The organism is Agromyces selenitireducens, from assembly GCF_052748465.2.
In genome coordinates this window covers 1,051,466-1,066,090 of record NZ_CM188259.1, presented here as the reverse complement: position 1 = coordinate 1,066,090, position 14,625 = coordinate 1,051,466, and the positions used below count along the sequence as shown (strand labels likewise).

Sequence of the window (14,625 nt, the reverse complement as noted above, 5' to 3'; positions counted from 1 at the left end):
TCCGCCGCACCCGTCGCGCCCGCACGCCACCAGACCCCGCACCACCGTCACCGCACCACCGACCGCGCAAAGGAGCGCAGCAATGCAACGACGAAGGACACTGGGAACCCTCGCCCTCGCCACGGCCACGGCCGTGCTGGCGACGCTCGGCCTCGCCACCTCGGCGAGCGCCGAGCCCGTCATCGTGAGCGCGGCCGACTTCGAGGACGGCGCCACCGGACCATGGGGTCCACGCGGCGGCGTGACCTTGACGGTCACCGACGCGGAAGCGCACGGCGGCACGCACAGCCTCGCCGTGACCGGCCGCACCGGCGACTGGCAGGGGGTTTCGGCGAGCGCCGCGGCCCTCGGCCTGCAGGCCGGGGCGACGTACGACTTCTCGGCGTGGGTGAAGCTGCCCGAGGGCGAGACCGGCACGAGCGGCGTCCACTTCACCGCGGAGCAGACGCCCGCCGCCGGCGGTTCGAACACGTACACGTGGATCGGCGGCGCCGTGGACGCGACGGCCGATGGGTGGGTCGAGATCGGCGGCAGCTACGTGTTCCCGGACGGGCTCGCGAGCGCGAGCCTCTACATCGAGGCGGCGCCGATCGGGGACCGGCACCCGTCGTTCCTCGTCGACGACCTCGTCATCACGACGGAGGACGGCGGCACGGCGCCGCCGCCGAGCGGCGAGGTCGTGATCGACAGCGACTTCGAGGAGGACCTCGACGGCTGGGGCCTGCGCGGCGGAAGTGGTGAGACGACCGCGACGGTCGAGCTGTCGACGGCGCAGGCGCACGCCGGCGCGCAGTCTGCGGTCGTGACGAACCGCACGAGCCAGGGCGACGGCCTCGGCCGTGACGTGACCGGGCTGCTCGCGGCATCCGTCACCTACGAACTCACCGCCTGGGTGCGCTTCGGCGACGGCCAGCCCGTCGACGACGTCTGGCTGAGCCGCGCGAACACGACCGGCGGCACGACCGCCTTCGCGACGCTCGCGCAGTTCGACACCGTCACGAACAGCGGATGGACCGAGGTCACGGCGACCTTCCAGGGCTCCGACGCCGACGCCTCGCTGCTGTACTTCGAGACCCGCTGGGACAACGGCGCCGTCGGCAACACGAGCGACCTGTACGTCGACGACGTCGTGGTGCGCGTGCCCGAGGCACCCGTCATCGAGGACCTCACGGGCATCACGGAGACCGTCGACTTCCCGATGGGCGTCGCGATCGACAGTCGGGAGACCGCGGGTGCGGCATCCGAGCTGCTGCTGCGGCACTTCGACCAGGTGACGGCCGAGAACTTCATGAAGCCCGAGGCCTGGTACGACGCGAACGGCGACTTCGTCGCGGCGAACGTCGAGGCCGATGCGGTCACGGACTTCGCGGCAGCGAACGACCTCGGGCTCTACGGCCACGTGCTCGTGTGGCACAGCCAGACGCCCGCCTGGTTCTTCCAGGACGACGCGGGCCAGCCGCTCGCGGCCGACGATGCCGGCAGGGCCGTGCTCCGCGACCGACTTCGCGCGCACGTCTTCGACGTGGCCGAGTACCTGGCGACGAGGCACGGTCCGTTCGGGTCGGACACGAACCCGCTGACGGCGTTCGACGTGGTGAACGAAGTCGTCTCCGACGGCAGCGAGTTCGCCGACGGCCTGCGCCGGAGCGAGTGGTACCGCATCCTCGGCGAGGAGTTCATCGACCTCTCGTTCGCGTACGCCGACGAGGCGTTCAACGACGTGTACGCGGCGGATGGCGCGGAGCGGCCGGTCGCGCTCTTCATCAACGACTACAACACCGAACAGGGCGGCAAGCAGGTGCGCTACCGGGCGCTCGTCGAGCGGCTGCTCGCGCGCGGCGTGCCGGTCGACGGCGTGGGGCACCAGTTCCACGTGAGCCTCGCCATGCCGGTCTCGGCGCTCGAGCAGGCGATCGTCGCCTTCGAGGACCTTCCGGTCACGCAGGCCGTCACCGAGCTCGACGTCACCACGGGCACCCCGGTGACGCAGGCGAGGCTCGTCGATCAGGGGTACTACTACCGCGACGCGTTCCGGGTGTTCCGGGAGCACGCGGGCAAGCTGTTCTCGGTCACCGTCTGGGGCCTCACCGATGGGCGCAGCTGGCGCGCGAGCTCGGGCGCACCGCTCATCTTCGACGACGCGCTGAAGGCCAAGCCCGCCTACTACGGCGCGGTCGACGGCGATCTGCCGGCGCCGCAGCGCACCGCGAACGTGTTCGCGGGCGACGTGGCAATCACCGACGGCGCGACGGCGTCGCCCGAGTGGAGCCGGCTGCCGCGTCACGCGGTCGAGGGCGTTGCGGAGTTCCAGCTGCGCTGGGCGGCCGACCACCTGACGGTCTTCGCGAGCGTCGACGACGCGACCACGGATGCCGCGGACGCGGTCGAGCTCCGGCTCGGCGAGACGGTGGCGACCGTCGGCCGCGACGGTTCGGGTTCCGTCTCCGCGGTCGCGACCGAGCGCGACGGCGGGTACGACGTCGTCGCGCACCTGCCGCTGACGGATGCCGCGGAGGGTGACACCCTCGACTTCGACCTGCGGGTGACGGATGCCTCGGGCTCGTCGGTCGGGTGGAACGCGCCGGGTGTGCTCGGCACGCTCACGCTCGTCGAGCCGCTCTCCTTCCTCGAGGTCGTCGCGGCCGACGCGGCGCCCGCCGTGGACGGCGCGATCGACGACGCGTGGGAGGATGCGAACGTCGTGCGCACCGAGAAGTCGGTGCTCGGCGACGGTGGCGCGGTCGCCGACATCCGCACCGTCTGGTCGGGCGACACGCTGTACGTGCTCGCCGAGGTCGCCGACCCCGTGGTCGACGTGTCGGGTTCCGACCCGTGGATCCAGGACTCGATCGAGGTCTACGTCGACCCGGGCAATGCGAAGAACGGCTCCTACCGCTACGACGACACGCAGATCCGCGTGAGCGCGGCGAACGCGGTGTCGTTCGGCACGGGCGACGAGGCGTTCCAGCGGGCGCGCGTGCAGAGCGCCACCGCCCTCGTCGACGGCGGCTACCTGGTCGAGCTCTCGGTCGACCTCGGCGATGCGGCGGGCCTCGGGACGTTCCACGGGCTGGACTTCCAGGTGAACGACGCCGCAGGCGGGCAGCGCACGGCCATCCGGAACTGGGCGGACCCGACGGGCGCGGGCTACCAGTCCACCGCCCGCTGGGGCGTCGGCGAGTTCGTCGGCCCGGCCGCGCCGACCGCCGTCGAGAACGTCGTCGCACCGTCGATCCAGGGGCAGCCGCTCGCGGGTCGCGTCCTCACGGCGGACGCCGGCGAGTGGGACCCGTCGACGGCGTCGGTGTCGTACCAGTGGCAGCGCGACGGCGCCGACATCCCGGGGGCGACGAACGCGTCGTACCGGGTGACCGGTCTCGACCGCGGTGCCGAGTTGACGGTGCTCGTCACGGCGAGCTCCGGTGAGCTCGAGCCCGGTGTCGCGGCCTCCGCGCCGGTCACGGTCTCGGCGGCGGCGGGACGTCCCCTCCCCTGACGCGCGCCCCGGCCGAGGAGCGGGGCGGTCGATCGTGTGGAGCGATCGGCCGCCCCGGTTGCCCGTTCCGGGACCGGAGTGAGGATCTCTCCCGTTGCTCGCCTCCGAAAGCAAGGGGGTACCGCGCATTCGTCGATTGTTGCCGCGTACTGCTTACATCGCTGACGGTGCACTTCGCACTGACGAGCACCACTGAACAGAAACGTGACGTACCACATGAGCACCACTACCAACACCCGCAACGGCGTCGACCGCCTCACCACCGAGACCAAGGCGGCCTTCAAGACCACCGAGTTCATCGCCTACGTCGTCGTCCTCGTCGGCATGTTCATCGCCTCCGCGGTCGTGGACAGCAACGAAGACGGCCAGGGCTTCGGTGCCGAGCAGGTGTGGTTCTTCGCCACCCTGCTGACGATCGGTTACATGGTCAGCCGCGGCCTGGCGAAGGCCGGCAGCCGCGAGGCCTACGATCGCGACGCGCGCGACGACCGCCACTGAGCTGAGCCGAGCCGGACGGGTCGATGACCTGTCCGCCGGTACCACGAGGGCCTCTGCGATGCAGGGGCCCTCGTTCTCGTCTCACCCGAGTCGCTCGGCGGCGCGGAAGGCCGGTTCGCGCGCGATGAACGCGCGGATGGCGGCGGCCACCGCCGGAGCCGCGCCGTACTGCACGACGTGCCGGTTCCCGGGGACCACGACGAACGAACCGTGCGGCGCGGCCGATCGCAGCCTGCGGCACCATTCCGTGCCGGCGATCGGGTCGTTCCCTCCCCTGATGACGAGGAGCGGAGCCGAGATCGCCCCGACCCGCTCCTCGATCGGATAGGTGATCATGCAGCGCAGCTGCTTCGCGAACCACACCGGCCCGCATCGGGCGTAGTCGGCGAACACCACCACGTTCGCGCCGAACGGCTCCCGCAGCGCGTCCCGGAAGAGCGCGGCCGACTGCGCGAGCGTGGTGCGGCGGGCGTCGTCCGCGACCGGCCCGATGAGCACGATCCCGGCGGCGAGATCGGGCCGCGTCGCCGCGAGCTCGACGACCCACTGCGCTCCCATGGAGTGACCCACCAGGACCGCCGACGCGAGGCCGAGGTGATCGAGCACACTCGCGAGAGCCGCCGCCATGTCGCTGACATCCATCGCGGCATCCGGTTTCGGCATGCCCCCGAATCCGGGGAGGTCGATCGAGTGGACCTGATCGGTGCGTGCGAGCTCGCGATGCAGTCTCGCCAGGTACCGGTGGGACGTCCCGATCCCGTGGATCAGGACGAAGGCCGGACCGGTCTGCGATGCGGGTCGCGGCCCCGACAGGATCCGGAAGAACGCACCGTCGACGGTCACGACTCGCTCGACGATCGCGGGTTCGCCACCCATGGGCACCCCTCACCTGTGAGCCCCAACGATACGGCGAAACGCACCGGTCGACACCCGAACGGTCGTCGTCGAGGCCAGGGGCTCGGCTCGGAGCGCGGCGCCGGGTCGCGGCGTGTCGGCGGGCAGGAGCACACTCTGGGGTGTCAGGAAAGGAGCCTCGAGATGATCGAGCACGTGACGCCCATCGATCCGGAGGGACTGCACCGCAGCCCGGCCTTCGCGCAGGGCATGATCACACCGCCCGGCCCGCTCGTCTTCGTCGGCGGCCAGAACGGGGTGGATGCCGCGGGGCGACTGCTCGACGGCCTGGGCGCCCAGACCGAGCAGGCACTGCGCAACGTCCTCGCGGTGCTCGCTGCGGCGGGCAGCGGTCCCGAGCACGTCGCGAAGCTGACGATCCACCTCGATCCCGACGTCGACCCCGATGAGGCGTATGCCGCCAGCGCCGCGGTGTGGCCCTACCGCACCGCGGTCACGGTCCTGGCCGTCCCGCCGGCCCGCCCGGGCGCGCTCGTCGAGGTCGAGGCGGTCGCGTCGATCCCGTCGGTGGGCGCCTGACGAGTTGCGCGACCGCGCGCGACGAACGAGCTCTCGAGAGCGCCCCATCGCCTCAGCGCACGACCGCCTCCGGCGGCGGCGCAGTGCTCTCGCGCACGACGAGGCTCGTCGCGAGGTCCATGCGCGGCGTCGGGGCGCCCGACTCGAGCGGCTCGTCCGCCAGGCGGATGGCGAGGCGCGCCGCCTCCTCGCCCATGCGACGCAGCGGCTGGTGCACGGTCGTGAGCTTCGGCGTCAGCCAGCGCGCGAGCGGGATGTCGTCGTACCCGACGACCGAGAGATCCTCCGGCACCCGGATGCCGCGCTCGCGCGCAGCCTCCAGCACCCCGAGCGCCTGCATGTCGCTGCCGGCGAAGATCGCGGTGGGCCGCTCGGGCGCGTCGAGCAGCGTGCGCGCGCGATCGCGACCGCCCGAGACGTGGAAGTCCCCGAAGCGGATCCACGACTCGTCGATCGGCAGCCCGGCCGAGTTCATCGCCGACCGGTAGCCGTCGATGCGCGCGAGCGAGCACATCATGTCCTCCGGGCCGGTGATCGCCGCGATGCGCCGGTGCCCGAACTCGATCAGGTGCCGCGTCGCGGCGAGTCCGCCCGACCAGTTCGCCGAGCCGACGGACGGCGCGTCCGGAGACGGGTCCCCGGCGGGGTCCACGATCACGAACGGGATGGCGCGCGCGTGCAGGCGCTCGCGGTACTCCGGCGCGAGGTCGCTGAACACGAGCACGATGCCGACGGGCCGGCGGCGCATGACGCCCTCGATCCAGTCGGGGTCGGGCGAGTGCCGGGTGCCGCTCACCGTGAGCACCACGCTGAGGCCGTGCTGCTTCGCGACCGACTCGACGCCGTCGATGACCTCCATCGACCAGATCGGGTCGAGCTCGTGGAAGACGAGCTCGATGAGCTCGGCGCGCGACTCGGAACGTCCGCCGCCGCGCCGCCGATACCCGCGCTCGGCCATCACCTGCTCGACGCGTGCGCGGGTCGCGGCCGCGACATCCGCTCGCCCGTTCAGCACCTTCGAGATCGTCGACAGCGAGACGCCGGCCTCGTCGGCGATCTCGGCGAGCGTGACGCGCTCCGTCGCGGCATCCGTTGACATGTTTCGAAGTCTAGCGTCGAAACTTGCGATCAGCCGATGCCGGGCGTGTCAGCCGCGGATCTCCGAGCGCTCGCCGCCAGGTCCGACGACCGGAATCACTGCACCGCCTCGGATCCACAGGGGAACCGTGTCGAACCCGTGAAGTTCGCGGCGCCAGACGCCTCCCTCGACGGTCTCGCGCGTGAACCAGTTCGTCCACGTGCCCGACGGGAGGTAGTACTCCACCTCGCCCGACGCCGAGAACACGGGCGCGACGAGCAGGTCGGGCCCGAGCAGGTACTGCCGGTCGAGGTGCGCGACCGCAGGGTCGCCGGGGAACGCGAGCTGCATGGGCCGCATCACGGGCGTGCCGGTGCGGTGCGCCTCCTCCCCCGCGGCCACGAGGTACGGCCGCAGCGACGCCTTCAGCTTCGCGAAGGTGCGCGCGACCTCGACCGCCGACTGCCCCGGCGCCTCGTCGCCCGTGTCGAACGCCCACGGCACGCGGTAGCTCGTCGAGCCGTGCAGGCGAGAGTGGCTCGACAGCAGCCCGAACGCGAGCCAGCGCTTGAACACCGCCGGGTCGGGATCGCCCTCGAAGCCGCCGATGTCGTGGCTCCAGTAGCCGAAGCCGCTCATCGCGAGCGACAGCCCGCCGCGCAGGCTCTCGGCCATCGACGTGAACGTCGAGGAGTTGTCGCCGCCCCAATGCACGGGCATCGACTGGCCGCCCGCGGTCGCCGACCGGGCGAACAGCACGGCCTCACCGACCCCTCGCGACTCCTCGAGCACCTCGAACACCGCGCGGTTGTAGAGCTGCGTGTACCGGTGGTGCATCGCCTCGGGGTCGCTGCCGTCGTGCCAGACCACGTCGATCGGGATCCGCTCGCCGAAGTCCGTCTTGATCGCGTCGACGCCCTGCGCGACGAGGCCGCGAAGGTGCTCCTGGAACCAGTGCGTGGCATCCGGGTTCGTGAAGTCGACGAGCGCCATGCCCGCCTGCCAGAGGTCCCACTGCCACACCGAGCCATCCGCCCGCCGTACGAGGTACCCGCGCTCGAGCCCCTCGCGGAACAGCTGCGAACGCTGCGCGATGTACGGGTTCAGCCACGCACTCACCCGCAGCCCGCGGTCGTGCAGCCGCGCGAGCATGCCCTCGGGATCGGGGAACACCGCCGGGTCCCACTGGAAGTCGGTCCAGTGGAACTCGCGCATCCAGAAGCAGTCGAAGTGGAACACCTCGAGCGGGATGTCGCGCTCCGACATCCCGTCGATGAAGGCGTTCACCGTCGCCTCGTCGTAGTCGGTCGTGAAGCTCGTCGACAGCCACAGGCCGTACGACCAGTCGGGCACGCGAGCCGGCCGGCCCGTGAGGCGCGTGTACCGGTCGAGCACCTCGGCGGGCGTGGGACCTGCGATCACGACGTACTCCAGGCACTCCCCCGCGACCGAGAACTGCACCTGCTCGACGGCCTCCGACCCCACCTCGAACGACACGTGCCCGGCGTGGTTCACGAGCACGCCGTAGCCGCGGTTCGTCAGGTAGAACGGCACGTTCTTGTACGACTGCTCGCTCGACGTGCCGCCGTCGGCGTTCCAGATGTCGACCGTCTGGCCGTTCTTCACGAGCGGGCCGAAGCGCTCGCCGAGCCCGTAGACGAGCTCGCCCACGCCCAGCGCGAGCTGGGTGTGCAGGTACGCGGATGCCGGGGCGAGCCCGGTCTCGGTGATGCCGGTGACGCCCGTGGGCTCCGCGGCGACCGGCGCGCCCGGCGCCAGCTTCATGTACCCGACGGACTTGTGGCCGCTCGCGGTGAGCGGGCCGCCGGAGGCGTCCTCGAAGGTCAGCTCCCACGGGGCGCCGCGGCGGATGCGCGCGCGCAGCGAGCCGGCGTCGACGACCCCGCCCTCGTCGTCCACCGAGAGACCCGCGGCGTACGCGGCATCCGTCTCGAGCTCGAAGCCCACGTCGCGCGGCGTGCCGCAGTGGTGCTCGATCCGCACCCGGATGACGCCCTCGGCCGGGCTCGCGAGCGAGACCGTGAGCATGGGCCGGTTCAGCGTGTCGCCGCGACTCGCGATGACGCGCGTCGGCGCCCACGCCACGAGCTCGTCGCCCTCGACCGCGATGTCGCGCGCCTCCTGTGCGTACAGCGCCTCGACACCCGGCCGTGCGTGCCAGAACCCGTCGGTGAACTTCATTACTTGACTGCTCCTGCCGTGATGCCCCTGGTGAGGGTGCGCTGGAAGATGAGGAAGAAGACGAGCGTCGGGATGAGGCCGAGCAGGGCCGACGCGCTCGTGGTGGTGACGTCCATCAGCCGGTCGCCCTGCAGCACCGTGATCGCCACGGGCACCGTCTGGGTCGCGTTCGACACGAGGAACGTCAGCGGGATGAGGAACTCGTTCCACGTCCAGATGAAGAAGAAGATCAGCAGCACCGACAGCGTCGGCCGCGAGATCGGGAACACCACGCGCCACAGGATCTGCCATCGCGACGCGCCGTCGAGCGAGGCGGCCTCGAGCAGCTCTCTCGGGAACGTCGAGTAGACCGACGCGAGCAGGTACGTGCCGAAGGCCGACTGGATGACGGTGAAGATGATGATGACCGCCCACTGGCTGTCGTACAGGCCGACCTGCTTGAACATGAAGTACAGCGGGTAGAGCAGCACCTCCTGCGGCAGCATGTTCGCCAGCAGGATCACGACGACGATCCACAGCCGCCCCTTCACCCGGCCGATGCCGAGCGCGAACGCGTTGAACATCGAGATGAGCACCGCGAACACCGCGACGAGCCCGGAGATGAACACGCTGTTCCACAGCTTCTCGGGGAAGTCCACGCGCTCCCAGAACGCCACGATGCCGTCGAAGTAGAACTCGGTCGGCAGCGTCAGCGGACCCGACGTGTTGTAGTCGGTCGGCGACTTGAACGAGTTGATCAGGATCAGCAGGAACGGCACGGCGATGAAGAAGCCGAGCACGATCGCGACGACGAGCACGACCCAGTCGCCCGGGGTGCGCTTGGCGTAGCCGCTGGGACGGCGCGAACGGCCGGTGCCGCGGATGTCGCGGCGCGGGCGACGCGCGGGCGCGTCGTCCGTGGGCAGCTCGACGTCCCGGCGGTCCGGGTCGAGCTCCTCGACGATGGCGGTCATCGCCCCTCCTCCTTCCGCTCCATGCGGTGCTGGGCCAGGATGAACAGCACGCTGACCGCGGCGATCACGACCGTGAGCGCGGTCGCGATGGTCGCGCCGTAGCCGACCTGCTGCGACTGGAAGAACTCGCTGTACGCGTAGTACGCGGGCACGATGGTCGACGTGCCGGGTCCGCCGCCGGTGAGGGCGTAGACCGGGCCGAACACCTTGAGCGCGGCGATCGTGCACGTGAGCGTGACGACGAAGATCTCCGGCCGGATCATGCCGACCGTGATCGCCCGGAACCGCTGGATCCAGTTCGCCCCGTCGAGCTCGGCGGCCTCGTACAGCTCGGGGTCGACCCGCTGCAGGGCCGCCATGAAGATCACGATGGGATAGCCGAGCTGCACCCAGATCATGATGACCATGAGGCTCGGCAGGGCGGTGTCGGGGCTGCCGAGCCAGTTGCGGGTCAGGTCGCCGAGTCCGATGCCCTCGAGGACCTGGTTGAGCGCGCCGTTCTGCGGGCGGAGGATCCAGCCGATCACGATCGCCGCGATCACCGCGGGAAGGATCTGCGGCAGGTAGTACGTGGCCCGCAGGAAGCTCGCGAGCCTCCCGCCGAACTTGCGCCCGATGAGGTCGAACAGCATCGCGGCGAGCAGCAGGCCGAGCAGCGTCGGCACGATCACCATCGCGAGGATCATCGCGATCGAGTTCCCGAAGCTCGTCCAGAACACCCGGTCGCCCATGAGCTCGACCCAGTTCTCGAGGCCGATCCACTCGGGCGGGCGGATGCCTCGATACGAAGTGAACGTCAGGTAGATGTTCCAGAAGAGCGGCACCACCACGATGACGGCGAGCAGCGCGAGGCCGGGGACGAGGTAGAGCCAGTAGGTGCCGCGGCGGGCACCGGGGATGAGCCCCTCCTCGGGGCCGTGCGAGCGGCGGCGGGCCGGGCGGCGGCCGCCCGCGGCATCCGTCGCCTCGATCGTCGTCGCGGCCCTGGTGTCGAGGGCTGACATGGTGAGTCCTTCCGGTGATCCGGCATGGGTGGTGGGGCCGGTGGCCCCGAGGGGCGGATGCCGCGGCGCACGCACACGCCGCGGCATCCGGGTCTCAGCCGACGATGTCGTCGACGCCGGCCTGGTACTGCTCGCCGAGCTGCTGCTGCACCTCGGCCGGGGACTTCGTGCCGTTCACGAGCTCCTGGAGCCCGGCGTTGAGCTCGTCGTAGAACGTCGGCGTGGGCCAGTCGGGGTAGAACGAGATGCCGTCCATGTCGTTCAGCGCGTTGAAGTTCGCGATGAGCTCCTGCGACTTCTCGTCGGTGATGTCGGCCTCGTCGGCCGCGACGGGTACGCCGCCGTTGTTGCCGAGCAGCGCCTGGATCTCGGGGCGCATGGTGATGTCGATGAACTCGTAGGCGAGCTCCTTGTTCTGCGCGCGCTCGGGCACGACCCACATGTTGCCCGCGGAGCCCGGCGACAGCTCGGCCTCGGGGAAGAGGAACGTGCCCCACTCGAAGTCGGTGATCTCGTTCGCGAACCGGCCGTACCACCAGCTGCCCGAGTAGAAGATCGGGGCGTCGCCGCTGATGAAGCTCACGCCGGCGTCCTCGGCCTTGAAGCCGGAGGCATCCGTGGAGATGTAGCCGGCGTCGACCCAGTCCTTCACGGTCTCGGTCGCGTACGAGATCTCATCGCCCTCCCAGTCGACCGGGTTCTCGTAGAGCTGGTAGTCGTTCACGAACTGGCGGTCGGCCTCGGTGAGCGCGAGCTGGTACCAGAGCTGGCCGAGCGGGTACTCGGCGGCGGACGTCGCGAGCGGCGTGGTGCCCTCGTCGGCGAACGCCTGCAGCACGTCCTCGAACTCGGCGAAGGTCGTGGGCACCTCGAGGCCTGCGGCGGCGAACGCGTCCTTGTTGTAGTAGACCTGCACGAACTCGCCGTAGTTGGGCACGCCGTACCAGCTGCCCGAGCCCATGATGCCGTTCTCGTCGTACTTCGCCGTCGTCTGCAGCGCGGGTGCCAGCTGGTCGGCCCAGCCGTACTCGTCGACGACGTCGTCGAGCGGCGTGAGCAGGCCCTCGCTCGAGAGCAGGCCGGCGGTCGCGTTGCCCTTGTTGTACTCGAGGATGTCGGGCGCCTCGTCGGAGTTCAGGACCTGGCTGGCCGTCGAGCGGATCTGCTCGAAGCTCTTCTCCTCGAACTCGACCGTGGCGCCGGTCTCCTCCTCGAAGATCTCGATGGCCCGGTCCCAGGCGATGCCCATGGCCGAGTCGGCGCCCTCGTAGTGCCAGAGCCGGAGGGTGTCGTCGTCGCCGCCGCCGGCGTCGCCGCCGGAGCATCCGCTGAGGACGAGCGCCGCGGCCGCGAGCGACGCGACGGTGGCGAGGGTTCTGGTGTGCTTCATTGCTACCTCTCCTGGTGTGGGTGGTGCGGTGGGGTGTCGGGTGGATCTGTCGAAGCGCTTCGACTGACGGCGAACGGATGCCGCATGGCGGTCCGTGCGCGTCAGGCGGACGCGTTCGGGGGCGGCGCCGTCGAGCCGTGCTCGCGATACTCGGGGGCGATCAGGTGGACGCCCGCCGGCGGCTCACCGCCGTCGACCATGCGCATCGCGAGCTCGACCGCGAGCTCGCACGACGCGCTCGGCACGAGCGGGACGGAGTCGATCGGCGGGTGGAAGGCGGACGTGTCGAAGGTCGCCCCCACGGAGACGACCGACACGTCGTCGGGCACGCGGCGGCCGAGCGCCGCGAGCTCGTCGAGCGCGACGGCATGGCTGGTGTCGTCGCAGTGCAGCACGAGGGCGGTCGCACCGCCCTCGACGAGTTCGCGAACCGCCACGCGCACGGGGGTGCGGCGCGGTCCGTCGGCCTCGGGGAGGGTGACTGCGCAGTCGACGCCGAGTTCGGCGGCGCGCTGCTCGAGCCCCCGCCGGACGCGCGGCGGGAAGTTGGAACGCTCGTACGCGACGGGCGGGTGCCCGACGAATCCGATCGATCGATGCCCCTGGCCCGCGAGCCGATCGACGGCGAGCGCGGCGGCCGCCTCGAAGTCGAGGTCGACGCACACGAGCCCCTCGTGGTCGTCGGGCACGCCGATGAACACACTGGGAAGCGCGATGCGACGGGCCAGGGCGACGCGCTCGTCGTCGGGGGCGACGTCGAGTACGAGGACGCCGTCGGCGAGCCCACTGGACGCGACCCGGCGCATGCCCGCCGACGCCTCCTCCTCGGTGAGGAGCAGGATGTCGTACTCGTACTTCCGCGCCGCGATGGAGGTCGCGAGCACGAACGCCATGTGGGCGGGAGCGTGCGTGTCGGCCCGGAACGGCTCGGTGAGCGCGAAGATCTGCGTGCGGCGGCCGGCGAGCATGCGGGCACCGGCGTTCGGCCGGTAGTCGAGCTCGAGCGCCGCCTCCTCGATGCGCCGCCGGGTGTCGGCGGAGATCGAGCGCTTGCCGCTCAGCGCGTACGACACGGTGCTGATGGACACGCCGGCGGCCTTGGCCACCTCGTGGATCTTCGCCATGTCGAGACTCCGTCGTCTAAGCGTTTCGATTGGAACGGTCGGCACTCTACGCCGGTGTCGAAACGCTTCGCAAGTGTTTTGTGGCAATTGCGAACAAATGGCCTTCGGCCCGCTTGCGTGCGGCGGCTCGACCAGTTATGTTTTACACGCCAACAAATCATCGACGACGCTGAGAGGCGGATCATGGCCAGCGCCCCGACCCGTGACGACAAGTTCTCCTTCGGTCTCTGGACCGTCGGCTACAACGGCACCGACCCCTTCGGAGGCCCGACCCGGAACGCGCTCGACGTCGTGCACGTGGTCGAGAAGCTCGCCGAGCTCGGCGCCTACGGCCTGACATTCCACGACGACGACCTGTTCGCGTTCGGCTCCTCCGACAGCGAGCGCCAGACGCAGATCGACCGGCTGAAGGGCGCGCTGGCCGACACCGGCCTCGTCGTGCCGATGGTCACGACCAACCTGTTCAGCACGCCCGTCTTCAAGGACGGCGGCTTCACCTCGAACGACCGCGCCGTGCGCCGCTTCGCGCTGCGCAAGGTGCTCCGCAACCTCGACCTCGCCGCCGAGCTCGGCGCGAAGACGTTCGTGATGTGGGGCGGCCGCGAGGGCGCCGAGTACGACGCCGCGAAGGACATCCGCCAGGCCCTCGAGCGTTACCGCGAGGCTGTCAACCTGCTCGGCGACTACGTGACCGACAAGGGCTACGACATCCGCTTCGCCATCGAGCCGAAGCCGAACGAGCCGCGCGGCGACATCCTGCTGCCCACCGTCGGGCACGCGCTCGCCTTCATCGACTCGCTCGAGCGCCCCGAGCTCGTGGGCCTCAACCCGGAGGTCGGTCACGAGCAGATGGCGGGCCTGAACTTCGCCGCGGGCATCGCGCAGGCGCTGTACCACGACAAGCTCTTCCACATCGACCTCAACGGCCAGCGCGGCATCAAGTACGACCAGGACCTCGTATTCGGGCACGGCGACCTGCACAACGCGTTCGCGCTCGTCGACCTGCTCGAGAACGGCGGCCCCGGCGGGGGCCAGGCCTACACCGGCCCGCGCCACTTCGACTACAAGCCGTCGCGTACCGAGGACGAGACCGGCGTCTGGGACTCGGCCGCCGCGAACATGCGCACCTACCTGCTCCTGAAGGAACGTGCCGCGTCGTTCCGCGCCGACCCCGAGGTGCAGGAGGCGCTCGAGGCCGCCCGCGTCTTCGAGCTCGCGCAGCCCACGCTCGGCGAGGGTGAGACGGTCGACGACCTGCTCGCCGACCGCTCCGCGTTCGAGGAGTTCGACGCCGGTGCCTACCTCGGCGGCAGGGGCTTCGGCTTCGTGCGCCTGCAGCAGCTCGCGACCGAGCACCTGCTCGGCGCGCGCTGACCGCCGCCATCTCCGCCGAGTGTTGCCGTTCGGCCCGAGTGTTGCCGTTCCAGCGGCATCACTCGCCGCGAA

Annotated in this window: 11 protein-coding genes; 4 read left to right on the top strand and 7 right to left on the bottom strand. The window is 70.6% G+C overall.

What is annotated here, in order from left to right; all coding sequences use genetic code 11:
• Positions 1 to 82 precede the first annotated feature (82 nt).
• Positions 83 to 3,496 (top strand): endo-1,4-beta-xylanase, encoded by a 3,414-nt coding sequence (locus tag ACULK4_RS05000; protein ID WP_445965752.1) that lies wholly within the window; start codon positions 83 to 85, stop codon positions 3,494 to 3,496.
• A 216-nt stretch (positions 3,497 to 3,712) separates the two neighbouring features.
• Positions 3,713 to 3,994: a hypothetical protein gene (locus tag ACULK4_RS04995; protein ID WP_445965753.1), complete on the top strand. Its 282-nt coding sequence runs from the start codon at positions 3,713 to 3,715 to the stop codon at positions 3,992 to 3,994.
• Positions 3,995 to 4,075: 81 nt separating this feature from the next.
• On the opposite strand, the gene ACULK4_RS04990 is transcribed toward ACULK4_RS04995, so the two are convergent.
• Positions 4,076 to 4,870: an alpha/beta fold hydrolase gene (locus ACULK4_RS04990; RefSeq protein WP_445965754.1), complete on the bottom strand. Its 795-nt coding sequence runs from the start codon at positions 4,868 to 4,870 to the stop codon at positions 4,076 to 4,078.
• A gap of 162 nt (positions 4,871 to 5,032) precedes the next feature.
• On the opposite strand from ACULK4_RS04990, the gene ACULK4_RS04985 reads away from it, so the two are divergent.
• Complete coding sequence (locus ACULK4_RS04985) at positions 5,033 to 5,428, top strand: RidA family protein (protein WP_445965755.1); 396 nt, start codon at positions 5,033 to 5,035, stop codon at positions 5,426 to 5,428.
• 52 nt (positions 5,429 to 5,480) lie between these two features.
• Here the strand turns inward: ACULK4_RS04985 and ACULK4_RS04980 are convergent, their stop codons facing one another.
• From ACULK4_RS04980 to ACULK4_RS04955, 6 genes are all read right to left on the bottom strand, one after another.
• Positions 5,481 to 6,527 (bottom strand): LacI family DNA-binding transcriptional regulator, encoded by a 1,047-nt coding sequence (locus ACULK4_RS04980; protein ID WP_445965756.1) that lies wholly within the window; start codon positions 6,525 to 6,527, stop codon positions 5,481 to 5,483.
• Positions 6,528 to 6,575: 48 nt separating this feature from the next.
• Positions 6,576 to 8,708 carry an alpha-xylosidase gene (yicI, locus tag ACULK4_RS04975; RefSeq protein WP_445965757.1) on the bottom strand — a complete coding sequence of 711 codons (2,133 nt, stop codon included), beginning with the start codon at positions 8,706 to 8,708 and terminating at the stop codon, positions 6,576 to 6,578.
• Positions 8,708 to 9,661 carry a carbohydrate ABC transporter permease gene (locus ACULK4_RS04970; RefSeq protein WP_445965758.1) on the bottom strand — a complete coding sequence of 318 codons (954 nt, stop codon included), beginning with the start codon at positions 9,659 to 9,661 and terminating at the stop codon, positions 8,708 to 8,710. The genes yicI and ACULK4_RS04970 overlap by 1 nt, the downstream gene beginning before the upstream one ends.
• Positions 9,658 to 10,665, bottom strand: a complete 1,008-nt coding sequence (locus ACULK4_RS04965; protein ID WP_445965759.1) for a carbohydrate ABC transporter permease — start codon at positions 10,663 to 10,665, stop codon at positions 9,658 to 9,660. The genes ACULK4_RS04970 and ACULK4_RS04965 overlap by 4 nt, the downstream gene beginning before the upstream one ends.
• A gap of 94 nt (positions 10,666 to 10,759) precedes the next feature.
• A complete protein-coding gene (locus ACULK4_RS04960; RefSeq protein ID WP_445965760.1) occupies positions 10,760 to 12,055 on the bottom strand; it encodes an ABC transporter substrate-binding protein in 1,296 nt (431 codons plus the stop codon).
• 101 nt (positions 12,056 to 12,156) lie between these two features.
• A complete protein-coding gene (locus ACULK4_RS04955; protein ID WP_445965761.1) occupies positions 12,157 to 13,179 on the bottom strand; it encodes a LacI family DNA-binding transcriptional regulator in 1,023 nt (340 codons plus the stop codon).
• Between the two features lie 183 nt (positions 13,180 to 13,362).
• Here ACULK4_RS04955 and xylA point away from each other — a divergent pair, with 183 nt between their 5' ends.
• Complete coding sequence (gene xylA, locus ACULK4_RS04950; RefSeq protein ID WP_445965762.1) at positions 13,363 to 14,553, top strand: xylose isomerase; 1,191 nt, start codon at positions 13,363 to 13,365, stop codon at positions 14,551 to 14,553.
• Positions 14,554 to 14,625: the final 72 nt, after the last annotated feature.

What these genes read in the sequence shown, in the direction of transcription:
- ACULK4_RS05000 (WP_445965752.1), top strand. Translation starts at nt 83, where the DNA reads ATGCAACGACGAAGGACACTGGGAACCCTCGCCCTCGCCACGGCCACG.
- ACULK4_RS04995 (WP_445965753.1), top strand. Translation starts at nt 3,713, where the DNA reads ATGAGCACCACTACCAACACCCGCAACGGCGTCGACCGCCTCACCACC.
- ACULK4_RS04990 (WP_445965754.1), bottom strand. Translation starts at nt 4,870, where the DNA reads ATGGGTGGCGAACCCGCGATCGTCGAGCGAGTCGTGACCGTCGACGGT.
- ACULK4_RS04985 (WP_445965755.1), top strand. Translation starts at nt 5,033, where the DNA reads ATGATCGAGCACGTGACGCCCATCGATCCGGAGGGACTGCACCGCAGC.
- ACULK4_RS04980 (WP_445965756.1), bottom strand. Translation starts at nt 6,527, where the DNA reads ATGTCAACGGATGCCGCGACGGAGCGCGTCACGCTCGCCGAGATCGCC.
- yicI (WP_445965757.1), bottom strand. Translation starts at nt 8,708, where the DNA reads ATGAAGTTCACCGACGGGTTCTGGCACGCACGGCCGGGTGTCGAGGCG.
- ACULK4_RS04970 (WP_445965758.1), bottom strand. Translation starts at nt 9,661, where the DNA reads ATGACCGCCATCGTCGAGGAGCTCGACCCGGACCGCCGGGACGTCGAG.
- ACULK4_RS04965 (WP_445965759.1), bottom strand. Translation starts at nt 10,665, where the DNA reads ATGTCAGCCCTCGACACCAGGGCCGCGACGACGATCGAGGCGACGGAT.
- ACULK4_RS04960 (WP_445965760.1), bottom strand. Translation starts at nt 12,055, where the DNA reads ATGAAGCACACCAGAACCCTCGCCACCGTCGCGTCGCTCGCGGCCGCG.
- ACULK4_RS04955 (WP_445965761.1), bottom strand. Translation starts at nt 13,179, where the DNA reads ATGGCGAAGATCCACGAGGTGGCCAAGGCCGCCGGCGTGTCCATCAGC.
- xylA (WP_445965762.1), top strand. Translation starts at nt 13,363, where the DNA reads ATGGCCAGCGCCCCGACCCGTGACGACAAGTTCTCCTTCGGTCTCTGG.